The 22,939-nt window shown below is 72.1% G+C and carries 21 protein-coding genes; 14 read left to right on the forward strand and 7 right to left on the reverse strand.

Going from position 1 to position 22,939, the window contains the following annotated elements; all coding sequences use genetic code 11:
- Window positions 1–5: 5 nt before the first annotated feature.
- Together A6A25_RS04735 and A6A25_RS04740 are read right to left on the reverse strand one after the other, a co-directional pair.
- A complete protein-coding gene (locus A6A25_RS04735; protein WP_073886513.1) occupies window positions 6–416 on the reverse strand; it encodes a hypothetical protein in 411 nt (136 codons plus the stop codon).
- Between the two features lie 51 nt (window positions 417–467).
- Window positions 468–860 (reverse strand): hypothetical protein, encoded by a 393-nt coding sequence (locus A6A25_RS04740; protein WP_073886514.1) that lies wholly within the window; start codon window positions 858–860, stop codon window positions 468–470.
- Window positions 861–944: 84 nt separating this feature from the next.
- Here A6A25_RS04740 and ctaE point away from each other — a divergent pair, with 84 nt between their 5' ends.
- The 4 genes from ctaE to qcrB all read left to right on the forward strand — a co-directional run bounded on the left by ctaE (window position 945) and on the right by qcrB (window position 5,272).
- Window positions 945–1,553 carry an aa3-type cytochrome oxidase subunit III gene (ctaE, locus tag A6A25_RS04745; protein WP_073886515.1) on the forward strand — a complete coding sequence of 203 codons (609 nt, stop codon included), beginning with the start codon at window positions 945–947 and terminating at the stop codon, window positions 1,551–1,553.
- 44 nt (window positions 1,554–1,597) lie between these two features.
- On the forward strand, window positions 1,598–2,407 hold the full coding sequence (gene qcrC, locus A6A25_RS04750) for a cytochrome bc1 complex diheme cytochrome c subunit (protein ID WP_073886516.1): 810 nt from the start codon (window positions 1,598–1,600) through the stop codon (window positions 2,405–2,407).
- A gap of 73 nt (window positions 2,408–2,480) precedes the next feature.
- On the forward strand, window positions 2,481–3,605 hold the full coding sequence (gene qcrA, locus A6A25_RS04755; RefSeq protein WP_073886517.1) for a cytochrome bc1 complex Rieske iron-sulfur subunit: 1,125 nt from the start codon (window positions 2,481–2,483) through the stop codon (window positions 3,603–3,605).
- Window positions 3,602–5,272, forward strand: a complete 1,671-nt coding sequence (gene qcrB / locus A6A25_RS04760; RefSeq protein WP_073886518.1) for a cytochrome bc1 complex cytochrome b subunit — start codon at window positions 3,602–3,604, stop codon at window positions 5,270–5,272. The genes qcrA and qcrB overlap by 4 nt, the downstream gene beginning before the upstream one ends.
- Before the next feature lie 55 nt (window positions 5,273–5,327).
- Here the strand turns inward: qcrB and A6A25_RS04765 are convergent, their stop codons facing one another.
- From A6A25_RS04765 to A6A25_RS04775, 3 genes are all read right to left on the reverse strand, one after another.
- Window positions 5,328–5,678, reverse strand: a complete 351-nt coding sequence (locus tag A6A25_RS04765) for a hypothetical protein (RefSeq protein ID WP_073886519.1) — start codon at window positions 5,676–5,678, stop codon at window positions 5,328–5,330.
- A 37-nt stretch (window positions 5,679–5,715) separates the two neighbouring features.
- Window positions 5,716–6,000, reverse strand: coding sequence for an Lrp/AsnC family transcriptional regulator (locus A6A25_RS04770; protein ID WP_073886520.1), 285 nt, complete (start codon window positions 5,998–6,000; stop codon window positions 5,716–5,718).
- 200 nt (window positions 6,001–6,200) lie between these two features.
- Window positions 6,201–7,904 carry a DEDD exonuclease domain-containing protein gene (locus tag A6A25_RS04775; protein ID WP_073886521.1) on the reverse strand — a complete coding sequence of 568 codons (1,704 nt, stop codon included), beginning with the start codon at window positions 7,902–7,904 and terminating at the stop codon, window positions 6,201–6,203.
- 310 nt (window positions 7,905–8,214) lie between these two features.
- Here A6A25_RS04775 and A6A25_RS04780 point away from each other — a divergent pair, with 310 nt between their 5' ends.
- From A6A25_RS04780 to A6A25_RS04795, 4 genes are all read left to right on the forward strand, one after another.
- A complete protein-coding gene (locus A6A25_RS04780; protein WP_083667958.1) occupies window positions 8,215–9,564 on the forward strand; it encodes an NYN domain-containing protein in 1,350 nt (449 codons plus the stop codon).
- 299 nt (window positions 9,565–9,863) lie between these two features.
- Window positions 9,864–10,907, forward strand: a complete 1,044-nt coding sequence (locus A6A25_RS04785) for a C40 family peptidase (protein WP_083667960.1) — start codon at window positions 9,864–9,866, stop codon at window positions 10,905–10,907.
- Between the two features lie 70 nt (window positions 10,908–10,977).
- A complete protein-coding gene (locus tag A6A25_RS04790; protein WP_073886523.1) occupies window positions 10,978–12,243 on the forward strand; it encodes a hypothetical protein in 1,266 nt (421 codons plus the stop codon).
- 9 nt (window positions 12,244–12,252) lie between these two features.
- Entirely contained in the window at window positions 12,253–13,383 is a 1,131-nt protein-coding gene (locus tag A6A25_RS04795; protein ID WP_073886524.1) for a glycosyltransferase family 4 protein, read from the forward strand.
- A 110-nt stretch (window positions 13,384–13,493) separates the two neighbouring features.
- Here A6A25_RS04795 and A6A25_RS04800 read toward each other — a convergent pair whose 3' ends face one another.
- Both A6A25_RS04800 and A6A25_RS04805 read right to left on the reverse strand, forming a co-directional pair.
- Window positions 13,494–16,391, reverse strand: a complete 2,898-nt coding sequence (locus A6A25_RS04800) for an AfsR/SARP family transcriptional regulator (protein WP_073886525.1) — start codon at window positions 16,389–16,391, stop codon at window positions 13,494–13,496.
- Between the two features lie 320 nt (window positions 16,392–16,711).
- Window positions 16,712–18,520 carry an AMP-dependent synthetase/ligase gene (locus A6A25_RS04805; protein ID WP_073886526.1) on the reverse strand — a complete coding sequence of 603 codons (1,809 nt, stop codon included), beginning with the start codon at window positions 18,518–18,520 and terminating at the stop codon, window positions 16,712–16,714.
- A gap of 111 nt (window positions 18,521–18,631) precedes the next feature.
- Here A6A25_RS04805 and A6A25_RS04810 point away from each other — a divergent pair, with 111 nt between their 5' ends.
- From A6A25_RS04810 to A6A25_RS04835, 6 genes are read left to right on the forward strand one after another with little or no spacing between them, the layout of a single operon-like run.
- A complete protein-coding gene (locus A6A25_RS04810) occupies window positions 18,632–19,012 on the forward strand; it encodes a polyketide cyclase / dehydrase and lipid transport (protein WP_143192958.1) in 381 nt (126 codons plus the stop codon).
- 11 nt (window positions 19,013–19,023) lie between these two features.
- Window positions 19,024–19,812: a metallophosphoesterase family protein gene (locus A6A25_RS04815; protein WP_073886528.1), complete on the forward strand. Its 789-nt coding sequence runs from the start codon at window positions 19,024–19,026 to the stop codon at window positions 19,810–19,812.
- A gap of 27 nt (window positions 19,813–19,839) precedes the next feature.
- Complete coding sequence (locus tag A6A25_RS04820) at window positions 19,840–20,289, forward strand: SRPBCC family protein (protein WP_073886529.1); 450 nt, start codon at window positions 19,840–19,842, stop codon at window positions 20,287–20,289.
- Window positions 20,286–21,497 carry an ArsA family ATPase gene (locus A6A25_RS04825; RefSeq protein WP_073886530.1) on the forward strand — a complete coding sequence of 404 codons (1,212 nt, stop codon included), beginning with the start codon at window positions 20,286–20,288 and terminating at the stop codon, window positions 21,495–21,497. Before A6A25_RS04820 ends, A6A25_RS04825 begins: the two co-directional genes overlap by 4 nt.
- Window positions 21,498–21,502: 5 nt before the next feature.
- Complete coding sequence (locus tag A6A25_RS04830; RefSeq protein ID WP_073886531.1) at window positions 21,503–21,841, forward strand: hypothetical protein; 339 nt, start codon at window positions 21,503–21,505, stop codon at window positions 21,839–21,841.
- Window positions 21,835–22,806, forward strand: coding sequence for an ROK family protein (locus A6A25_RS04835; RefSeq protein WP_073886532.1), 972 nt, complete (start codon window positions 21,835–21,837; stop codon window positions 22,804–22,806). Before A6A25_RS04830 ends, A6A25_RS04835 begins: the two co-directional genes overlap by 7 nt.
- Window positions 22,807–22,939: the final 133 nt, after the last annotated feature.

Below are 22,939 nucleotides of genomic sequence, written 5' to 3' on the forward strand. Positions count from 1 at the left end.
CGACCTCAGCCCCGGACGACGGGCAGCGCCGTCGAGCGCAGCACCTCGGCCACGGTCTCGGCGGCGGCCAGCGGGTCGAGCGGGTGCACCAGCACCGCGTCCGCCTGCGACCACGTCGCCAGCCACCGGTCGTCCTTGCGGCGCACCGCGACCACGATCGGGGGGCAGTCGGTGATCTCGTTCTTCAGCTGCCGGGACAGTCCCATGCCGCCGGTCGGCTGCGCCTCGCCGTCCAGGATCGCCAGGTCGATGCCGCCGTTGTCCATCTCGTACAGGACGTCGGCGATCGTGCCCACCTCGACGTAGTCGACGCGGCCCAGGTCGGGCGCGGGACGGCGACCCACCGCAGTGATGATCGTCTCACGCACCTCGGGGCGGTGGCTGAACACCAGGATCCTGGTCGTCTGCGTGCTCATCGGCGCGATCCTCCGGCGGGTCGGGGTGCCAGGTAGCCAGATGTTATCCGGCTAACGTTGCGTGACTTGCAGTGCGTCCCACCCGATCCAGTCACCGCCCAGCCGCTGGGCCAGGCCCGCCATCCGGGCCCGCTCCTGCGCGCAGTGCAGCGCGTCCAACCGCTGCACCCGCAACGCGTGCCAGCGCTCGCCGTGACGAAGCTCCCAGCCGTCCGGCGCGAGCAGCTCACGTGCGCGTTCTACCTGGTCAAACGGCAGTTCGAGGTGGTGGCGCAGCACCGCGGGCTCGTCCGGGCGCCACCGCGGCGAACGGGCCAGCGCGGCCGAGTCGGCCTCCGCGATGTCGAACGCCTCCACCACGACCGCCAGGCCGGGTGAATCGATCTCCAGTGCGGGTACACCCCGCCGCGCGCGTCGATCACGCCACCGGCTCAACAACCCCATGACCGTCCTCACCGTGCGTGTGACCCAGATGACCTGCGTACGTGCCCCGGACCCGATGGGCGGGGCGAAATCCTGCAAGCAATAATGCGTCGTGTGACAACGGCAGCGCCCTCAATCGGCCAGCGCGTGCACTCGCTGAACCGCCCGAACATGGTCAGCGTCGGCACGATCGTCTGGCTGTCCAGTGAGCTCATGTTCTTCGCGGGGCTCTTCGCCATGTTCTTCACGGTGAAGGCCCAGAACGAAGGGCCCTGGCCACCAGAGCCGACCCACTTGAACGTGCCCTACGCACTGTTCTTCACGATCATCCTGGTGGCGTCATCCTTCACGTGCCAGTGGGGCGTCTTCGCCGCCGAGCGCGGTGACGTGTTCGGCCTGCGTCGCTGGTACGTCGTGACGCTGATCATGGGTTTGATCTTCGTGGGCGGCCAGGCGTTCGAGTACGTCACGCTGGTCAGCGAGGGGACCACGATCCCCGGCTCGGCCTACGGCACCGTCTTCTACCTCACGACCGGCTTCCACGGCCTGCACGTGATCGGTGGCCTGATCGCGTTCGGCTACCTGCTGGTCCGCACGAAGCTGAGCAAGTTCACGCCCGCGCAGGCGACCTCCGCGATCGTCGTGTCGTACTACTGGCACTTCGTCGACGTCGTCTGGATCGGCTTGTTCGCCGTCATCTACATCGTGCCCTGACCAGCTCGAACCCCGAACTCACACCAGCAAGGGTTGCCGCACACATGACCACCAACACCACACGGGCCCGGAAGCGCAGCACCAAGTTGCGCCGGCGGATCTCGGGCCTGCTCGCGCTGGGCTTCGCGCTGCTGGCCGCGGGCTTCCTGTTCAGCGCCCTCGCGCCGCAGCCGCAGACCGCGCAGGCGCAGGACGACCCGGCGCAGGTGCGACTGGGCGAGCAGCTCTACAACAACAGCTGCATCACCTGCCACGGCAAGAACCTCGACGGCGTCGAGGACCGCGGCCCCAGCCTGATCGGCGTGGGCGAGGCGGCCGTGTACTTCCAGGTGTCCTCCGGCCGCATGCCCATGGCCCGCCAGGAGGCGCAGGCGCTGCGCAAGCCGGCGAAGTTCACGCCGGAGGAGGTGGACGCGATCGGTGCGTTCATCCAGTCCCGCGGCGGCGGCCCGACGACCCCCGAGGAGCGCGGTGAGGCGCTGCGCGGCGAGGACCCGGCCCGCGGCGGCGAGCTGTTCCGGCTCAACTGCTCGGCGTGCCACAACTTCACCGGCCGCGGCGGGGCGCTGTCGTCCGGCAAGTTCGCGCCCGAGCTCGACGGCGTGACCGAGGAGCAGCTGTACACCGCGATGCTCACGGGCCCGCAGAACATGCCGAAGTTCTCCGACCGGCAGCTCACGCCGGAGGAGAAGGAAGACATCATCGCTTACATCAAGTCGGTGACCGACGGGAACAACAACCCCGGCGGCGCCCCCCTCGGCGGCCTCGGGCCGGTTTCGGAGGGTCTGATCGCGTTCATCGTGGGTATCGCCGCACTCATCGGCGTGACCCTCTGGATCGGAGCCAAGGCATGAGCGAGCTCGCGAGCGAATCATTCAACACAGTGCGTGCCGCTCTTGCCACGCCGAGCGCCAGCGAGGTGTGCGCATGAGCGGCGTGAAGCCGAACGAGCTGCCCGACGAGGCGGAACTCGCCGGGATGAGCCGGGACGAGCTGGTCAAGCTCGGTTCCAGGATGGACGGCGTCGAGCTCGTCCACTATGAGGACCGCTGGCCCGTCAAGGGCACCCGCGCGGAGAAGCGCGCCGAGCGCCTGGTGGCCCTGTGGTTCACCATCGCCGCGCTCTCGGGCCTCGCGTTCCTGGTGGCGTTCATCTGGTGGCCGTGGAAGTACGAGGCTCCGCACGCCGGCGACCACTTCCTGTACAGCCTGTACACGCCGGTCATCGGGTTGACGCTGGGCCTGTCGATCCTCGGCCTCGGCGTCGGCGCGCTGCTCTACACGAAGAAGTTCATCCCGGAGGAGCTGGCCGTCCAGCAGCGCCACGACGGCGGTTCGACCGAGGTGGACAAGGCCACGATCGTCGCCAACCTGGCCGACGCGGGCGAGCGCTCCACGATCGGCCGCCGGTCGCTCATCAAGAGCACCGCGGGCCTGGGTGCCGGCGTGTTCGGCCTGGGCGTGCTGGCCGTCGGCGTCGGCGGCCTGATCCGCAACCCGTGGGCGAAGAGCGACTCGAAGGACTCGCTCTGGCACACCGCGTGGAAGTCCGACGACGGCGAGAAGGTCTACCTGCGCCGGCACACGGGCAACTTCCACGAGGTCGCGCTGGTGCGTCCGGAAGACCTGGACGCCGGTGGTTTCGAAACGGTGTTCCCGTTCCGCGAGTCGGAGCGTGACGACGAAGAAGCCCTGGTCCACGCGTTGAAGCGGGCGGACAGCCCGGTCATGCTCATCCGCCTGCGCCCCGGCCAGTCCGTGGTCAAGCGCGCGGGCCAGGAGGACTTCAACTACGGCGACTTCTACGCGTACTCGAAGATCTGCACCCACCTCGGGTGCCCGACTTCGCTGTACGAGCAGCAGACCGGCTTGCTCCTGTGCCCCTGCCACCAGTCGCAGTTCGACGTCTTCCACTACGGCAAGCCCCGGTTCGGCCCGGCGACCCGTGCCCTGCCGCAGCTTCCGATCACGGTTGACGAGGACGGATACTTGATTGCCCGCGGCGACTTCATCGAGGCCGTGGGTCCGGCGTTCTGGGAGCGTAAGTCATGAGCGGCATCACCACGCCGACAAAACGGCAGGGCGCGGGCGCCCGCGTGGCGGGTGGCGCCGCCAAGTGGGCCGACGACCGGTTCCACATGGCTTCCGGCATGCGGAAGCAGTTGAACAAGGTCTTCCCGACGCACTGGTCGTTCCTGCTCGGCGAGATCGCGCTGTACAGCTTCATCGTCCTGCTGCTGTCGGGCACCTACCTGGCGCTGTTCTTCGACCCCTCCATGGAGGAGGTCGTCTACAACGGCAGCTTCGTGAACCTCCAGGGCATCGAGATGTCCCGGGCGTTCGAGTCGACCCTGCAGATCTCGTTCGAGGTGCGCGGCGGTCTGTTCGTGCGCCAGGTCCACCACTGGGCCGCGCTGCTGTTCATGGGCGCGATCGTCGTGCACATGTTCCGGATCTTCTTCACCGGGGCGTTCCGGCGCCCGCGTGAGATCAACTGGGTCATCGGCATCGTGCTGTTCATGCTGGGCGCGATCGAGGGCTTCCTCGGCTACTCGCTGCCCGACGACCTGCTGTCCGGCACGGGCCTGCGGGTGATGGCGGCGCTGCTGATCTCGATCCCGGTGATCGGCACGTGGACCAACTGGCTGCTGTTCGGTGGCGAGTTCCCCGGCACCGAGGTCATCCCGAGGCTGTACTCGCTGCACATCCTGCTCATCCCGGGCATCATCCTGGCGCTGATCGCGGTGCACGTGGGCCTGGTCTGGTACCAGAAGCACACGCAGTTCCCGGGTGTCGGCCGCAAGGAGACCAACGTCGTCGGCGTGCGCATCATGCCGGTGTTCGCGGTCAAGGGCGGCGGGTTCTTCGCGGTGGTCGTGGCCGTCACGGCGATCATGGGCGGCATCTTCCAGATCAACCCGATCTGGAACTTCGGCCCGTACAACGCGGCCCAGGTGTCGGCGGGCGTGCAGCCCGACTGGTACATGGGCTGGACCGACGGCCTGATCCGCCTGTGGCCCGCGTGGGAGCTGTACCTGGGCAACTACACGGTGCCCGCGCCGTTCCTGCCGTTCATGCTCGGCCTGCCGCTGCTGACCGGTCTCGCCGCGGTGTACCCGTGGATCGAGCGCAAGATGACCAAGGACTACGCGCACCACAACCTGCTGCAGCGCCCGCGCGACGTGCCGGTCCGGACGTCGCTGGGTGTCATGGCGATCTCGTACTTCATGGTGCTGCTGCTCTCGGGCGGCAACGACATCATCGCGATGAAGTTCGACATCTCGCTGAACGCGATGACGTGGATGGGCCGCATCGGCATGCTCCTCGTCCCGCCGCTGGCCTACTTCATCACCTACCGCATCTGCATCGGCTTGCAGCGCGCGGACCGCGAGGTGCTGGAGCACGGCGTCGAGACGGGCATCATCAAGCGCCTGCCGCACGGCGAGTTCATCGAGGTCCACCAGCCACTGGGCCCGGTGGACGACCACGGCCACCCCCTGCCGCTGGCCTACCAGGGCGCGTCGGTGCCGAAGAAGATGAACAAGCTGGGGTCGGCCGGCCACCCGGTGCCGGGCAGCTTCCTCACCCCGGACCCGCGGGAGGAGACCGCCGCCCTGGCCCGTGCCCGTGCCGAGCACGGTGTCTCGGCGGACGCCCTGTCCGGCGAGAACAAGCCGGCCGGCGAACTGGCCGGCAAGCCTTCGCAGCCGGAGGACTGACCGTCAGGTCTTGTCGCAGAGGCCCCGCACCCCCGTGGTGCGGGGCCTCTGCGCATCAGTGGTCCGGGTCGTCCTGGTCGACGACCGCCCACCCCAGCGTGCGCGCGACGGTGTCCAGCAGGCGGCGCTGGGCTTGGTGGGTCGCCTCGTCGGGCCACCGCACCGTGCGGCCGGAGTGGGGGCACCACAAGGTGACGTCGAGGCTGACCACGAGGTCGTCGGCCGCTACGGCGAACCGGCCCGAGGCGTCGACCTCGGCGTTGACCAGCAGGTCGGCGGTCTCCTCCCCGGTCAGCCAGGTGCCGCCGCCGTCGTGCCGCAGGCCGAGGGCGGAGAGCCGTGCACCGACCTCGGCGAGCGGCAGCGGCCTGCCCTTCGGGGCGCGGATCACGACGTAGTCGCACACAGCCCGGGAGGTGCCGGCCGGTTCGGGTGTCAGCCGGTCAGGCGTCTTCGAGGCCGATGGCGAACGCCGCGTCCGTGTCGCGCTTCGAGTACGACCGGAAGGAGATGTGGGTGTCGGTGTTCAACACGCCGGGCACCTTGGAGATCTGGCCGGGCACCAGGTCGGCGAGGTCCTCGTGCCGGGCGACCTTGACCAGGGCGATCAGGTCGACGTCGCCGGCGCACGAGTAGACCTCGGTGACGCCCTCGATGTCGGCGATCGCCTGCGCCGCGTCCGGGATGGTCTCGGCGGCGGCCTGGATCAGCACGATCGCGGTGATCACAGCGGTCCTCCACAAGTCGTCGGGTTAATCGACCGACCACATGCTAGTGCCACGACCGGCAACCTTCACCGCGTCTTCCGGCGCTCGGCAGGGCGCCTCGCGGCACCGGCCCCACGCCCCCATCCGACCAGGATGAGGACGTGGGGCCGGCACCGCGATCCACCCGTCGGAACACGGGGCGAAGGCCGCCGGTCGCGGCACTAGTGGCCGGCCACCCGGTACTGGTCGCGACCGGCTTCGGCGCGGGCCACCCACTCGCGCCACGCGCCGGCGGCGGACGCGGGTGACGTCCACGGGCGCTCGCAGTAGACGAGCCGCGTGCCCGGCCGGTCGATCCACCGCAGCACCACCCCGACCTCCTCGGCGGGCGCGCCGAACAGCGGGCCCTCGCCCGGCACCACCGTCTCCGCCGACGCCGCCAGCGCGTCGACCACCGGCATCGGCCGCGTGCCGCGCCGCGCCACCCCGGCCGACGCCAACCGCCCGTGCCGCACCACGGCGAACTCCCACCCGCCGGACCCGTCCGGACGCGCGGCCACCACCTCGGGCAACGCGGCCAGGCCCGCGAGCCGCTGCGCCCGGTCCAACGAGCGCACCAACGACGACATGCGGTCACGGCGGGTGGCGGCGTCCTCGAACCGGTGGGCCAGCGCGAGCGCGTCGATCTGCGCGGTCAGCCCGCGCAACGGCGCCACGTCCGACCCTGCCACCAGCTGCCGGAACGCGGAGACGGCGGGGGAGTAGTCGTCCACCGACTGCCGTCCCGCGCACGGCGCCTTGCACCGGCCCAGCTCGAACAGCGCGCACGGCGTGGCGGAGGCGTTGCGCGCCGGGATCCGCATCGAGCACGCCCGCAGCGGGACGGCCTCCAACACCGCCTCCATCGCCGTCTCGGCCAACCGCCGGGACCGGAACGGGCCGAGCGCGCCCTCACGCGGCGTGCGGACCACGGAGAGGCGTGGAAACGCCTCCTCCGTCAACACGAGCCACCACGCCTGCCCCTGGTTCTTGGAACGCCGGTTGTAGGCGGGCTTGTGCGCGGTCAGCAGCCGCAGCTCCCGCACCTCGGCCTCCAGCGAGTGCGCGCACTCCACCGCGTCCACCCGTACCGCCAGCGAGACCATCTCCCGCAGCCGCTTGCGGCCCTCGCTCGCGGTGAAGTACTGCCGCACCCGTCGCCGCAGGTCGGAGGCCGTGCCGACGTACAGAACCTCCTCCGACGGTCCGCGGAACAGGTAGACGCCGGGGGTGGACGGCAGGTGTGAGGCGAGCGTCCGCTTGCGCCGCTGCGCCGGGGTCACCTCGGGCAGGTAGGCGACCAGCTCCTCCAGCGAGTGCACGCCGACCGACCCGACCCGCTCCAGCAGGTGGTGCAGCACCTCGACGGTCGCGCGGGCGTCGATGAGCGCCCGGTGGTTCGGCTGCACGGACACGCCGAACAGCTGGGCCAGCGCCGAGAGCCGGCAGCTGGGCGCCTCGTCCCGGCTGAGCACCCGGCGGGCCAGCTTCACCGTGCACACGACCGTCGGCTTGGGCCACGTGTACCCGTGCCGGGCGCAGGCGGCCTTGATGAACCCCACGTCGAAGCCGGAGTTGTGCGCCACCAGCACCGCGCCGGCGGCGAACTCCAGGAACGCGGGCAGCACCGTGGCGAGCCGGGGCGCGCCGGTCACCATCAGCTGGGTGATCCCGGTCAGCGCCACGACCTGCGGCGGGATGCCCCGCTCGGGGTCGACGAGGGTGCCGAACTCGCCGATCACCCGCCCGCCGCGCACCTTCACCGCACCGATCTCGGTGATCGAGTCCTCGTCCGCCCGGCCACCGGTGGTCTCCAGGTCGAACACGACGAACGTGGTCTCGCGCAGCGGTGTGCCCAGTTCGTCGAACGTGAGCTGAGTAGTCATCGCGCGGCACGGTACTGATCGACCCCGACAGTGTTGGATTGCGCCGCCTCCGGCGTCGCGGGCGAGGTCGCCTGGAAGTCGACCGTTCGCGCCCTGATTCGCCGACGATCGAAAAGCGTGATCGCCGGCGAATGAGGACGCGAACGATCGACGCGACCTCGCGGGTGGGGTGCGGGGGTGAGGAGCGGGTGCCGCTGGAGCCGGCCGGGTGAGGTGTAGAGGTGAGGTGCGGGTGCTGCCGGAGTCGGCCGGGTGCGGAGCAGCGGCAATCGAACACAGCGGCGCAATCCAACACAGCTAGCCTGTACGGGTGCAAGACCCGATCGAGCCCCCGGATGGCGTCGACGACCTGGAACCCGCCCAGGCCGTCGAGTCCACTGTGGACTGGTCTGCCCTGCCCGAGCCGCTGCGCGCGCGGCTCGCGGAGTTGAGCGCGGACGCGTTGGGGGACTTGGCGAAGGTGGACATCCCGCAGTCGCTGCGGGCGGTCGCGCGGTTCGCGCCGACCAAGCGGGCACGGCTGGGTGCGCCGGCGTTGATCGGCGGGTTGAAGTCGTCGGCGAACTTCCGGGCCGCCGTCGTGGAGTGGCTGCGCCGCAACCGGCCGGCGGTGCTCGAGGTGACCTCGCCCGACCCGGTCGCGGCGGGTGCGGCGGCGATCCTGCAGGGCGAGGAGGTCGCGTCCCACTTCATCGAGCTGGTCGGCAGGCGTGCGGCGGACGCGGCGCTGCGGTCCGAGCGGGACCTGGCCGTGCAGCGGGCCGAACGGCTCGAGGTGGAGCTGGAGCGGCTCAAGGCGGAGCGGGCCGAGGCGGGCGGCGCGGTGGACAAGATCCGCGAAGCCTCGGAGGCCGAGCTGGAACGGCTGCGCAAACGGTTGCGCGAGCAGGGCGTGCGGCTGCGCGAGGCCAAGGACCGGGCCGAGTCGGCGGCGGCCGAGGTGGACCGGGTGCGCGCGGAGGCCGAGGCGGAGTTGCGCAGGCTGACCGCCGAACGGGACCGCGAACGGGAACGGGCCGAGCACGAGCGCGCCAAGGCGCAGCGGGCCGAGTCGGACGCCGAGGTGGCGCGGCAGTCCGCCAAGGAGGCGCGGCAGGCCGACGAGGTGCGGCTGGCCCTGCTGGTGGACACGCTGGACGGCGCGGTGAACGGCCTGCGCCGCGAGCTCGCCCTGGGTGGCGCGGGCCCGCGACCGGCGGACCTCGTGCGCGGCGCGAGCGCGGCGCAGGGCGCGGTCGGCCGGGTGGAGGACCCGGCGGCGTTGGACCGGCTGCTGGCGCTGCCCGCCGTGCACTTGATCGTGGACGGCTACAACGTCACCAAGACGGGTTACCCGGAGCTGTCGTTGTCGGACCAGCGGGACCGGCTGGTGCACCAGTTGGCCGTGTTGGCGGCGCGCACCGGCGCGGAGGTGACGTTGGTGTTCGACGGCGCGGGCGTGGTGGCCGTGCCGACGTCCGCGCCGCGCGGGGTGCGGGTGTTGTTCAGCGACCCGGGTGTGCTGGCCGACGACGTGATCCGCGCGCTGGTGACCGCCGAGCCCGAGGGCCGTCCGGTGGTCGTGGTGACGTCCGACCGGGCGGTGGCCGATTCCGTCCGGCGGCGGGGTGCGCACCCGGTGCCGTCCGCGGTGCTGTTGGCGCGCCTGGGCCGGGTGTGACGCAGATCGTGTTTTTAACACCACCGGTGGTCACACGACCAGGTCACAGCTAGGCCGTTCGCGATCAAAGGTGAACTCGCCGTGATTTCCTTGCCCCGCTAGTGGACTCCGAGGCTCACTTTTCGTAACCTGGCCGAGATCTCGCGGCGGGCAGTGGTCCAACCTGGGCCGCGACGCGGGTTCACCGCCGAATCGGCCTGTCGGGGAGCCGAGCCGGGAATCTCGCAACACGAGGTGTGTCGGGCCGCGTCACGCGCCCGACCGGCAGGCGGGTTCAGACGAAGGAGACACACGCGACTGTGGCGTCGCAACGACTCAAGCGCGGCCTGCGCGGGGCGATGGCGGCCACGGCGGTGGCCGCTGCCGCGGTGGGCGTCCTGCCCGTACCCGCCGGAGCTCAGCCGAACACCCCCGCGAACGCCTCCGAGGCGCTGAAGAAGTACAACGAGCTCGCCGAGCAGGCGACCAAGCTCAACGAAGAACTCCTGCGCGCCGAAGAGCAGCGCGATGCCAACCAGGCCGAACTGGACAAGGCCACCGCCGACCTGGCGCAGGCGACCCAGGCGGGCGACCAGGCCAGGGCCGACGAGGAGACCTTCCGGGTCCAGGTCGACAAGCTGACCGAGGCCTCGTTCGAGGGTGCCCGGTTCAACCAGCTGTCGGCGCTGCTGGTCTCCGACTCCCAGCAGGACTTCCTGAACCGCATGTCCGCGCTCGGCGTGCTCGCGTCGGACAACAACGAGTCCCTCGAACGGCTCTCCGGCGCGGTCGACGCGGCCGAGGACGCCCGGCAGAAGGCGGCCGACGCCCAGAGCCGCGCACAGGCCGCGACCGACGAGGCGACCAAGATCGCCGACGACGTCAAGAAGCGGAAGTCCGAGCTGGACGGCCAGATCACCGAGGTCCGCAACCAGCTCAACCGGCTGACCGCGCAGGAGCGCAACACGCTCACCAACACCGGCCCGAGGGTCACCGCGACCAACGTGCCCGCGGGTGCGGCGGGTGTCGCGTTGCAGTTCGCGCTGGACCAGCAGGGCGACATGTACCTGTACGGCGCCACCGGCCCCGACCGCTGGGACTGCTCCGGCCTGACCTCGAAGGCCTACGCCTACGCCGGCGTGACGATCCCGCGCACCTCCGGCGGCCAGGCGGGCGCCGGGCGCCCCGTCACCCGCGGCGAGGTCCAGGCGGGCGACCTGATCATCTACAACGGCGGCAACCACGTCGGCATGGCGGTGGACAACGCGCGGGTCGTGCACGCGTCCACCGACGGCGTGCCGGTCAAGGTCGTGCCGCTGGAGAACCCCGGCAGCATCTACGCGATGCGGCGCATCGCGGGCTGACCGGGCTGACAACCGTCGCTCAGCAGGGCCATCCTGGACGGGGTGGCCCTGCTGATGACTTTGGAGGCCCGTGAGCCGCTTCAGGGTCGTGCTGGCCGCGCTGGTGGCCGTGACGTTCCTCGTCGGACTGGTCACGGCCGTCGTCCCGGCGACCCCGACGGCACCCCCGGCGTCGGCCGACACCGCCGCGACCTCCCGTGCCGACGCCGTCCGGGCGCTGCTCGAACGACGCGCGCGGGCGGTGCGGGACCGTGACGAGGTGGCGTTCACCGCGGACCTCGACCCGCTGGCCGACGCCGGGTTCCGGCAACGGCAGCGCGACCTGTTCCGCAACCTCTCCGCCGTGCCGCTGGCCGAGTGGGAGTACGCGCTGGACGGCGAGGTCGACCTCACCGCGCTGGACCTGCCCGCCGCCGACGACGTCTGGGCGCCCGAGGTGCGGCTGTCGTACCGGCTCGGCGGCGTGGACGTGGCGCCGAGCGGCCAGGCCATGGCCTACCTGTTCACCCGGCGCGACGGCCGCTGGTACCTCAACTCCGACACCGCGCTGGAACCGCTGGGCCGGCGCACCTGGCGCGGACCGTGGGACTTCGGGCCGTGCCAGGTGCACGCCGGCACCGGCGGGTTCGTGCTGAGCCACCCCGGCGGCGAGGTGCTGGCCGCACGGGTGCTGGACGAGCTGGACGACGCCGTGGCGGCGGTGACCGAGGTGTGGGGCCAGGCGTGGGCACGTCAGGTGGCCGTGCTGATCCCGGCGAGCCCGGCCGAGATGGTCGCGCTGGTCGGTCCCGGGTTCGCCACCGGTGCGATCGCGGGTGTCGCGGTGGCCGACGGGGTCGACCGGGACACGCACACGGCCCGCGGCCAACGCGTGGTGCTGAACCCGGACAGCGCGGGGGCGTTGTCGCCGTTGGCGTTGCGGGTGCTGCTGCGGCACGAGATCACGCACATCGCGGCGCGCGGCGAGACCGTGGACGGCGCGCCGATGTGGGTGCTGGAGGGGTTCGCGGACTACGTCGGCTATCGGCGCAGCGACGTGCCGCCGCGCAAGGCCGCGCCGCTGCTGGCCGCGCAGGTGCGGGACGGGTTGCCCGCGGCGCTGCCGTCGGACGCCGACTTCCGCGGCGCCGGGATGGAGCTGGCCTACCAGCAGGCCTGGTCGCTGAACCTGTACCTGGCGTCGTCGCTGGGCGAGCCGGGGCTGGTGGCGCTGCACCGGCGGCTGGCGCGGGTTCGGGCGTCCGAAGTGGACGGCGTGCTGCTGGAGGTGACCGGCGGGGACACCGCGGCGCTGGTGCGCGGGTGGCAGGATTTCCTGCGGCGGTCGTTCCCGTAACGTGGTCGCGTGCGTCGGACCCTGCTGGTGACCAATGACTTCCCGCCGCGGCCCGGTGGCATCCAGGCCTACCTGCACGCGTTGGCCGTGCGGCTGCCCGAGCTCGTGGTGTACGCGCCGTCGTGGGAGTCGTCGTCCGGCTCGCACCCGGAGTTCGACGCGGCGCAGCCGTTCGAGGTGGTGCGGCACCCCGGGACGTTGATGCTGCCCACGCCGGACGTCGTGCGGCGGGCGTCGGACATCCTGCGCGGAGCGCGCTGTGACGCCGTGTGGTTCGGGGCGGCGGCGCCGTTGGCGTTGATGACGTCACGGCTGCGTGCCGCCGGTGCGTCGCGGGTGGTGGCGTCGACGCACGGGCACGAGGTCGGGTGGTCGATGCTGCCGGGTGCGCGGCAGGCGTTGCGGCGCATCGGGTCGGACGCGGACGTGGTGACGTTCGTGAGCCGGTACACGCGGTCCCGGTTCGCGGCGGCGTTCGGTCCACTGGCGGCGTTGGAGCACCTGCCGTCCGGGGTGGACACGTCGGTGTTCGCGCCCTCGGCGTCGGCGCGGGAGGAGATCCGCGCCCGGTACGGGCTGGGCGAGCGGCCGGTGGTGGTGTGCGTGTCGCGGCTCGTGCCGCGCAAGGGGCAGGACGTGCTGGTGCGGGCGTTGCCGGAGATCCGGCGGCAGGTGCCCGACGCGGCGTTGCTGCTGGTGGGCGGTGGGCCCTATCGGGGGACGGTGGAGCGGCTCGCGGCGTCGGTCGGGGTGTCCGAGCACGTCGTGCTGACCGGGTCCGTGCCGTGGGAGGAGCTGCCCGCGCACTACAACGCCGGTGACGTGTTCGCGATGCCGTGCCGGACGCGGGGGCGCGGGCTGGACGTCGAGGGCCTGGGGATCGTGTACCTGGAGGCGTCGGCCACCGGGCTGCCCGTGGTGGCGGGGCGTTCCGGTGGTGCCCCGGAGACCGTGCGCGACGGCGTGACCGGGCGGGTGGTGGACGGGCGTGAGGTGACCGAGGTGGCCAACGCCGTCGCCGCCCTGCTGGCCGATCCCGACACCGCCGCGAAGATGGGTGCCGCGGGCCGCGAGTGGGTCACCGGGCACTGGCGCTGGGACGACCTGGCCGCCCGCCTGGCCGGCTTGATCAACGCCTGAGCGTTGAACTCGGGGTGCCTGAACGTAGGACACACGCGTTCCGAACGTAGGACTCTCGCGTGTGTCCTACGTTCGCGACGCGTGAGTCGTACGTTCAGGACCCCTGAGTTCTACGTTCGGGCCGGGTCGTCGCCCAGGGCTTCGTGGATGGCGGCCAGCTCGGTGCGGGCCAGGCGTTCGGTGATGCGCAGGCCCAGCCGGGACGTGAGGGCCACGGCCTCGTCGGCCAGGGACTTCGCCTCGTCGGTCTGGCCCAGCAGTCGGCGCACGCCCGCCAAGCCGACCAGGGCACGCGCCTCGGCCGGCAGGTAGCCGATCCGGCGAGCCTTGGTCAGGGCCTGCTGGAACTGCTCGTCGGCGGTGCGCAGGGAGCCCAGGCCGCGGTTCGCCGAGGCCATCACCACCAGCACGTTCGTGGTGATCCGCTGGTCACCGTCCTGGCGCAACTCGGCTAACGCCCGGTCGGCCAGCTCCAGGGCCTCGGCGTGCTCGCCCAGGTCGAGGCGCACGGACGCGGTGCTCTCCAGCACCCGCGCGGCGGCCTCGCGGAACCCCGCCTCCGTCGACAGGCGCAACCCCTCGGACAAGTGGCCGAGCGCGCGCTGCGGCTCACCCATGAGCTGCGACGCCACGCCCAAGAGCGTCAACGCGGTGATCTCGCTGCCCCGCAGCCCGTGCGCCACGCTGATCGCCAGCGCCTCGCCGAGCAGGTCCACCGCCTCGGCCAGCTCACCGGTCTCGATCGCCAGCACGCCCAACCCGGTCAGCACGCCCGTCTCACCCGACCGCAGCCCGCCGGACTCGCGCTTGAGCGCCAGGCACGTCTCCAGGTCGTTGCGCGCCGACGCCAGGTCGCCCGCCTCCAGCCGCACCACGCCGAGGTTGCCGAGCACCTCCGCCTCCGACGCCAGGTCACCGGACATCCGGTGCAGCTCGACGGACCGCGTGTAGTGCGCGACGGACGTGCCGAAGTCGCCGAGCCGCCAGTGCAGCGTGCCCAGGTTCTGGTGCATCGCCGCCTCGCCCGCCACGTCGCGCTGCTCGTGCGCGGCGTCCAACCCGTACCGCGCGGTCGACAACCACTCGGTGACGTGCTTGCCGATCCACAGGTAGCCGCGCAGCCCGTCGGCCAGCCGCCACGACATCGCGGCCGGACCGCGTTCGGCGGCCGACCGGATCGCCGCGGTCAGGTTCGCCCGCTCCGCGTCCAGCCACGCCCGCGCCTGCGCCGCCGTCTCGATCCGGGGCAGCCGCACCGCCCGACCGGCCGGCGTCGGCAGCCGCATCAGGTCCGGGTACAGCAGCTCGGCGCAGTGGTCCACGGCACGCACGTAGAACTCCAGCAGCCGCACCCGCGCCGCGGCCACGTCCTCGTTCCCGGCTTCGGCCATCCCGGCGGCGAACCGGGCCAGCTCGTCGTGGAACGCGTACCGGCCGTAGTCGGCGCTCACCATCCGCGCCGCGGTCAGCCGGCCGAGCAGCGCGGCGGCCTCGGTCACCGTCAACTCGGCCGCGTTCGCCGCCGCCTCGGTGCTGAAGTCCGGCCCCGGGACCACGCTGAGCAGCGCGAACAGCCGTCGCGCGGCAGGTGTCAGGGCGGCGTGCGCCAAGTCGAGCGGATGGCGGTCGCCCAACCTCTCCAGGTACCGCGCCACCGAACCGCCCGCCACCGACGCCGCCGCGACGCGCAGCGTCAACGGCAGGTGCCCGCACCGCCGCGCCAGCTCCTGCGCCGCCTGCCCGGACCGCTGCAGCACGGCCAGCGACTCGTGCGGCTCCAACACGTCCAGCCCGAGCCTCCGGGCGCCGTCGACGGCGATCAGCCCGCGCAGGTCGTCCCGGCTGGTCACCAGCACCGGGCAGCTCGCCGCGCCGGGCAGCAGGGGACGCACCTGGTCCGGTGCGGCGGCGTTGTCCAGCACCAGCAGCATCCGGCGACCGGTCAGCAGCGACCGGAACAGCGTGCTCTGCTCGTCGGAGTCCACCGGGATCTGCTCCGGCGGCACGCCCAGCGCCCGCAGGAACCGGGTCAGCACCTCCACCACCGGCGTGGCCGGCCCGGAGGCGTACCCGCGCAGGTCCACGTACAGCCGACCGTCGGGGAACCGGTCGCGCAGCCGGTGCGCCACGTGCACCGCCAACGCCGTCTTGCCCACGCCCGGCACACCGGTCAGCGCCACGATCGGCACCGCGGTGCGCGGCCCGTCCGGCGCGATCAGCCGGGAGATCCGGTCCACCAGCTCGTCCCGGCCGACGAACCCGGGCACGTCCGGCGGCAACTGGTCGGGCACGTCCGGGTCGGCCCGTTCGGCGGGCGCGGCCAGGCTCGGGTCGCCGACCAGGATCGCCTGGTGCAGCTCCCGCAGCGCGGCGCCCGGCTCGATGCCCAGCTGCTCGTCGAGCAGCCGGTCGACCAGCCGGAACGCCTCCAGCGCCTCGGCCTGCCTGCTGCCCCGGTACAGCGCCACCATCAGCTGCGCCCAGAACCGCTCCCGCAGCGGGTGGTCGGTGGTCAGCGACCGCAGCACCGGCACCAGCCGTTCGTGGTTGCCCAGCGCGAGCTCGACGTCGTTGCGCTCCTCGTGCACCACCAGCAGCCGTTCGGCCAGCCGCGGCACCTCGTGCTCCCGCAACGCCTCCGACGGCACGTCCGACAGCGCCGGGCCGCGCCACAGGCCCAACGCCTCGGCGTACAGCTCGGCGGCGTCGGCCAGGTGCCCGGACTGCGCGGCCTGCCGGGCCAGGCCCGCCGTGGTGGTGAACCGGTGCACGTCCACCTGTTCCGGCGGCACCACCAACCGGTAGCCGTCCGAAGTGGTCCGGATCAGCGACGGGTCGCCCAGCAACTGCCGCAGCCGCATGACGTAGGTCTGCAACGTGCCGCGCGTGCGTGCGGGAGGGTCGCCGCCCCACAGGAACGAGACCAACTCGCCAATTGAGACGACCCGGCCGGCGCGCAGCGTCAAGGCAGCCAGCAGTGCCCGGTGCTTACCCGCCCGAACGGGCACCGGCTGACCCTGTATCCGCACTTCAAGCGGGCCGAGAAGGCCGAACCACGGCCCAGCGCCCATCCGTTTGCGTCCCCTCGTTCCGCCTCGCCGTGGCACAGCCTAAGGCGGCCGCTGACGGCACGAGTCATCGCCGCGTCAGCGATACGACAGCGCGCTCCGGCACTCTATGAATCGTCCCGGTTGGGGGACCGGGACAACAGAACTTCTCGGGTCCGCGTCAGCGGATACGCGATCACTGGGGGTCGAGTGGCCTGCGTCTTCGGACGCAGGCCACTCGTCTGTGTTGGATTGCGCCGCCTTCGGCGTCGCGGGCGGGGTCAGCCCGCGTAGATTGCTTCGATGTCCTGCTTGTAGGTGCTCGCGACGACCGAGCGGCGCAGTTTCAGGCTCGGGGTCATCTCGCCGCCCGCCTCGGTGAAGTCCACCGGCAGGATGCGGAACTTCTTGATCGCCTCCGCCTTGGACACCGCCTGGTTGGCCTCGTCCACCGCGGCCTGGATCTCGGCGCGCAGCGTCTCGTCGTCCACCATCTCGGCCACGGTCGCCGACGCGGGCTTGCCGTTCTGCTCCTTCCACGCCGGGAAGAACTCCGGGTCGATCGTGATCAGCGCGCCGATGAACGGCTGCGCGTCGCCGACCACCATGCACTGGCTGATCAGCGGGTGGGCGCGGAGCCGGTCCTCCAGCACGGCGGGCGAGACGTTCTTGCCGCCGGCGGTGACGATGATCTCCTTCTTGCGGCCGGTGATCTTCAGGAAGCCGTCGGCGTCGAGCTCGCCGATGTCGCCGGTGTGGAACCAGCCGTCCTCCAGCGCCTCCGTCGTGGCCTGCTCGTTGTTCCAGTAGCTGCGGAACACGACGTCGCCCTTGATCAGGATCTCGCCGTCCTCGGCGATGCGGATCGCGGTGCCGATCAGCGGGCGCCCCACCGTGCCGACCCGGAACGCCGCCGCCGTGTTCACGCACGCCGCCGCGCTGGTCTCGGTCAGGCCGTAGCCCTCCAGCACCGGCACGCCGATGCCGCGGAAGAAGTGCGCCAGCCGCTCACCGAGCGGTGCGCCACCGGAGATCGCGTTGCTGCACCGACCGCCCAGCGCCGCCTGGAGCTTGCTGTAGACGAGCTTGGCGAACAGCGCGTGCTTGAGCTTGAGGCCCAGGCCCGGCCCGCCGGCGTCCAGCGCCTGGCTGTAGGCGACCGCGGTGGCCTCGGCGGCGTCGAAGATCTTGCCCTTGCCCGCCGCGTGCGCCTTCTGCTTCGCGCCGTTGTAGACCTTCTCGAACACGCGCGGCACGGCCACCACGAACGTGGGCCGGAACGACTGCAGGTCGTCCACCAGGTTCTTCACGTCGGCCGTGTGACCCATGGTGACCCGCGTGTAGACGCCGCACACCGACAGGGCACGGGCCAGGATGTGCGCCAGCGGCAGGAACACCAGCAGCGAGTTGCCGGCTTGCATGAGCTGCGGGAACGCGGTGATCGCGCCACGTACCTCCGACAGCAGGTTGCGGTGGGTCAGCTCGCAGCCCTTGGGGCGGCCGGTGGTGCCCGAGGTGTAGACGATCGTCGCGGTGTCGTCCGCGCCGACGACCTTGCGCCGGGCGCGCGCGTCGTCGTCGGACACCGAGGCGCCCAGCGCGGTCAGCTCGTCGATCGCGCCCGCCGCGTCACCGGAGGGGCCGTCGATCTGCCACACGTGCCGCACCTCGGGCAGGCCCGCCACCACCGAGTCGACCGTGGCGCGGTGCTCGGCGGTCTCCACGAACACGGCCTTGGCCGAGGAGTCGGACAGGATCCACTCGACCTGCTCGGCCGAGGAGGTCTCGTAGATCGGGACCACGACGCCGCCGGCGTGCCAGATGGCGAAGTCGAGCAGGGTCCACTCGTAGCGGGTCTTGGACATCAGGCCCACCCGCTCACCTGGCTGCAAGCCCGCCGCGACCAACCCCTTGGCGACCGCGAGGACCTGCGCGGCGAAGTCGCGGGCGGTGACGTCCACCCACGTACCGTCCACGCGGCGGCGGAAGCTGACGGCGTTGCCGAAGCGCTCCGCGTTCGCCCACACCATGTCGGTGAGGTTCTCCTCGGCGGCCACAGTGGTGGTGGCGGGGACGCTGAACTCGCGCACGTCGACCTCCGGACGTTGTTTGTTACCGGTGGGGAAACCTAGCCTGTGATTCCGGCGATACACCAGGCCGGCCGGTGTTTCCGTAACCGTGTCGTGGCACTCTTCCCTCTCGTGCCCAGTGTCGACGTCGTGGACGAGACGTTCCTCGCAGTGCCTCCGGCCGTGGTCGCCGCCGCTTTCACGCCGCCCGCCGCGTGGGCGCGGTTCTGGCCCGACCTGACCCTCGACGTCTACGCCGATCGGGGTACTGAGGGGTTGCGCTGGACGGTCGGGGGCGCGCTGGTCGGAACGATGGAGGTGTGGCTGGAGCCGGTCCTGGACGGCACCCTGCTGCACTACTTCCTGCGTGCCGACCTTCCCGGCGATGCGTCCGACCGGCGAGCGCGGCGCGAGGTGCGCCGCCGCCAGTTGGCCGCCAAACAGGTGTCACTCGGCCTCAAACTGATCTTGGAGGACGATCGGCCGCCTGGTGTGGCACCCGCGCTGCCGTAGATTTGGCTCTTGTGCGGGTTCACGTCGTCTCGGATGTCCACGGCAACGCGGAGGCGCTCGCCCGAGCCGGTGACGGCGCCGACGCGCTGGTCGTGCTCGGCGACCTGGTCGACTTCGTCGACTACTACGACCACGGCAAGGGCATCCTCGGCAGGGTGTTCGGCGCGGAGAAGGTCGAGGTGTTCGCCCGGCTGCGGCGCGGCCGGTTCGGCGCGGAGACGGTCCGCTACATGCGGTCGCTGTGGGAGAGCCTGGACAACGCCGCGGACGTCGTCCAAGAGGCGATCATGGAGCAGTACGCCGCGCTGTTCGGCGCGATGAGCGCACCCACCTACGCCACTCCCGGCAACGTCGACAGCCCCGAGCTGTGGCCGCTGTTCGCCCGCGACGGCGTGCACGTGCTGGACGGCGAGGTGGCGGAGATCGGCGGGCTGCGGTTCGGCTTCGCGGGCGGCGCGGTGCTGCACCTGGGGTTCGTGCCGAACCGGCGCGGACCGTGGCGGCCCTACCTGCGCACCGAGGAGGAGTTCGGCGCGGCGCTGGCCGGGCTGGGCGAGGTCGACGTGCTGTGCACGCACGTGCCGCCCGCCGTGGCCGAGCTGACCTACGACGTGGTGGCCCGCCGTCCCGAGCTCGGCTCGACGTCGTTGCTGAAGGTGATCGAGCGCGACCGGCCGCGGTGGTCGGTCTTCGGGCACGTGCACCAGCCCATGGCGCGCCGGGTGCGGGTCGGCTGGACCGAGTGCGTCAACGTCGGCCACTTCCAGCGCACCGGCACGCCCCACGTCCTGCGTTGGTGAGCCGAACCACCGGGTAGCCTCCCCGACATGGCCGACGAGTCCACCCAGTCCATCGTCATCGACGCGACGCCCGAGGAGATCGCGGCGGTCATCGCCGACTTCGACGCCTACCCGCAGTGGGCCAACGGGGTGAAGCGCGCCGAGGTGCTGGAGACCGGGGCGGACGGCCGCGCGGCGCAGGTCAAGTTCAACATCGACCAGGGTCCGATCAAGGACGAGTACGTGCTCGCCTACGACGAGTGGTCGCCGAGCCGCATCTCGTGGCACCTGGTCAAGGGCCAGATGCAGAAGTCGCAGGAGGGCAGCTACGCGCTGACCCCGAAGGGCGGCTCGACCGAGGTCACCTACACGTTGTCGGTGCAGCTGGTCGTGCCCATGATCGGCCTGTTCCGGCGCAAGGCCGAGAAGATGATCATGGACACCGCGCTCAAGGAGCTCAAGCGCCGGGTGGAACACCGGGTGGACAACGCTGGATGAGCGCCCGACTGCTGCTCTTCACCGGTAAGGGCGGGGTCGGCAAGACGACCTTGGCCGCCGCCACCGCCACCGCGCTCGCCGCCGGTGGCCGCAAGGCGCTGGTCGTGTCCACCGACCCGGCCCACTCGCTGGGCGACGCGCTGGGCGTGCCGCTGTCCGGGCACGTCAGCGAGGTCGACGGTGCCGGTTCCTCCGGGGTCCTGCACGCGGCCCAGATCGACCCCCTCGCGCTGGTCGACGACGCGTGGCGCGACCTGCGCGGACACCTGCGGACCGTGCTCGCCGGCGCGGGCGTGGACGAGCTGGACGCCGAGGAGCTGACCGTCCTGCCCGGCGTCGAGGAGCTGCTGGCGCTGTCGGAGGTGCAGCGGTTGGCCCGAGGCGGGCCGTGGGACGTGGTGGTCGTGGACTGCGGGCCGACCGCCGAGACGCTGCGCCTGCTCGCGCTGCCCGAGGCGTTCTCCTCCTACCTGGAACGGCTGTTCCCGACCCACCGCCGGGTGGTGCGCGGGCTGCTGGCCGGTGTCGCGGGCAACGGCACGGTGGAGAAGTGGGACGCCACCGCCGACGCGCTGGGCAGGCTGGCCGAGAACCTGGAGCAGCTGCGCGCCCTGCTGACCTCGCCCACGACCAGCGTGCGGCTGGTGCTGACCCCGGAACGGGTGGTCGCGGCGGAGACCAGGCGGACCGTCACGGCGCTCGCGCTGCAGGGCATCAGGGTCGACGGCGTGGTGGCCAACCGGGTTGTGCCGCACCCCGGCTCCGGTCGCGGACCGGCCGCCGCGTGGCTGCGCACCCGCCGGGCCGAGCAGGACGCGGTGCTCGCCGAACTGGCCGACCTCGGGTCGGTGCGCACGGTGGAGCACCGGGCGGCCGAACCCGTCGGCACGGCCGCGTTGCTGGACGTCGCCGAAGGCCTCTACCAGGGGCGCGACCCGCTGGAGGGTGCCTCGGGGGGCGGCGGTCAGCTGCTCTCGGTCGAGCGGACCGGCGAGCTGGAGTACACGTTGCGCATCGCGCTGCCGGTCGGCGACTCGTCGCTCGACCTGGCGCGGGTGGGCGACGACCTGGCCGTCACCGTGGACGGCAGGCGGCGGCTGGTCGCGCTGCCATCGCTGCTCAAGCGCTGCCTGGTGACCGGCGCGGAGCTGGACGACACCGGGTTGGCGGTGCGGTTCGCACCCGACCCCGATCTGTGGATGCGGTGAGGCCCGTGGACTCGAAGCTCGCCGAAGAGCTGCGCCTGCTGCTCGACGCCGCCGCCGAGCGGGCTCAGCCGTGGCTGGACCGGGTGGCCGCCGAGGGTGAGCACGACACCCGGACGTGCGGCTGGTGCCCGTTGTGCAACGCGGTGGCGCTGGCCCGCGGTGACCGGTCGGAGCTGGCCGCCAAGGCGGCGGAGCACGTGGCCGGGTTGATCGCCGTGCTGCGGGCGGCGCTGGCCGAGCCAGCCGCCTCCGACGACGCTGCGCAGGAGCAGCCGGTGCGGCCGGAGAAGCCGCGCGTCCAGCACATCCCGGTGGTGCGGCGCGACCAGGGGTCGCAGTGCTGACTGTCGGCGTCGACGTCGGCGGGACGAGCGTGCGCGCGGGTGTGGTCGACGGTGACGGCGCGGTGCTCGACACGGCGCGCGCGGCCACGCCCAGCGGCGAGGAGGCGTTGGAGGAGGCGATCGGCACGGCCGTCGCGGAGCTCGCGTCCCGGCACCGGATCTCGGGTGTCGGCCTGGCCGTGGCCGGGTTCGTGGCCTCCGACCTGCGCACCGTGCGGTTCGCGCCGCACCTCGCGTGGCGGCAGGCGCCCGTGGCGGACCGGATCTCGCGGCGCGTCGGCATGCCCGTGGTGCTGGAGCACGACGCGAACGCCGCCGCGCTGGCCGAGCACCGGTTCGGCGCGGCGCGCGGGGCGAAGATCGCCGCGCTGGTCGCGATCGGCACCGGGATCGGCGGTGCGCTGCTGCTCGACGGGCAGGTGTTCCGCGGCGCGCACGGCGTGGCGCCCGAGCTGGGGCACCTGCGGCTGGTGCCGGACGGGCGGCCCTGCCCGTGCGGGAAGAGCGGCTGCTGGGAGCGGTACTGCAGCGGCACGGCGTTGAGCACGACGGCGGTCGAGCTGCTGGCCCGCTACCCCGGCCAGTCGACCGTGCTGGCGCGGGAGGCGTTGGGCGACTCGCGGGCCGTCACCGGGCGTCGGGTGGCGGGCGCGGCGCGGGACGGCGACCCGTTGGCGCAGCGCGCCATGGCGGACCTCGCCCGGTGGCTGGGGGAGGGGTTGGCGCTGGTCGCCGACGTGTACGACCCCGAGGTCGTGGTGATCGGCGGTGGCGTGTCGGAGTCGGCGACGCTGTTCCTGGACGACGCCCGCGAGCGGTACGCGGCCGTGGTGACCGGTGCCGGGCACCGGCCGCTGGCCCGCATCCGGACCGCGCAGCTCGGTGACGACGCCGGGATCGTCGGGGTGGCGACGCTGGCGCGCGACGTGGCGGCGAGCACCGCGCGCAACGGCCGGCACCGTTGACCTAGTTGCATGGCCGCTGCTCCGCAGACGGCGGGCGAGGTCGCCGGGAAGTCGGTCGTTCGCGCCCTGATTCGTCGACGATCGAAAAGCGTGATCGCCGACGAATGAGGACGCGAACGACCGACGCGACCCT

Source organism: Saccharothrix sp. CB00851 (assembly GCF_001905065.1).
GTDB lineage: Bacteria > Actinomycetota > Actinomycetes > Mycobacteriales > Pseudonocardiaceae > Actinosynnema.

Bases quoted from the DNA above. Each gene is read 5' to 3' on its own strand.
- A6A25_RS04735 (WP_073886513.1), bottom strand. From the start codon at position 416: ATGAGCACGCAGACGACCAGGATCCTGGTGTTCAGCCACCGCCCCGAG.
- A6A25_RS04740 (WP_073886514.1), bottom strand. From the start codon at position 860: ATGGGGTTGTTGAGCCGGTGGCGTGATCGACGCGCGCGGCGGGGTGTA.
- ctaE (WP_073886515.1), top strand. From the start codon at position 945: ATGCGTCGTGTGACAACGGCAGCGCCCTCAATCGGCCAGCGCGTGCAC.
- qcrC (WP_073886516.1), top strand. From the start codon at position 1,598: ATGACCACCAACACCACACGGGCCCGGAAGCGCAGCACCAAGTTGCGC.
- qcrA (WP_073886517.1), top strand. From the start codon at position 2,481: ATGAGCGGCGTGAAGCCGAACGAGCTGCCCGACGAGGCGGAACTCGCC.
- qcrB (WP_073886518.1), top strand. From the start codon at position 3,602: ATGAGCGGCATCACCACGCCGACAAAACGGCAGGGCGCGGGCGCCCGC.
- A6A25_RS04775 (WP_073886521.1), bottom strand. From the start codon at position 7,904: ATGACTACTCAGCTCACGTTCGACGAACTGGGCACACCGCTGCGCGAG.
- A6A25_RS04820 (WP_073886529.1), top strand. From the start codon at position 19,840: ATGGCCGACGAGTCCACCCAGTCCATCGTCATCGACGCGACGCCCGAG.
- A6A25_RS04825 (WP_073886530.1), top strand. From the start codon at position 20,286: ATGAGCGCCCGACTGCTGCTCTTCACCGGTAAGGGCGGGGTCGGCAAG.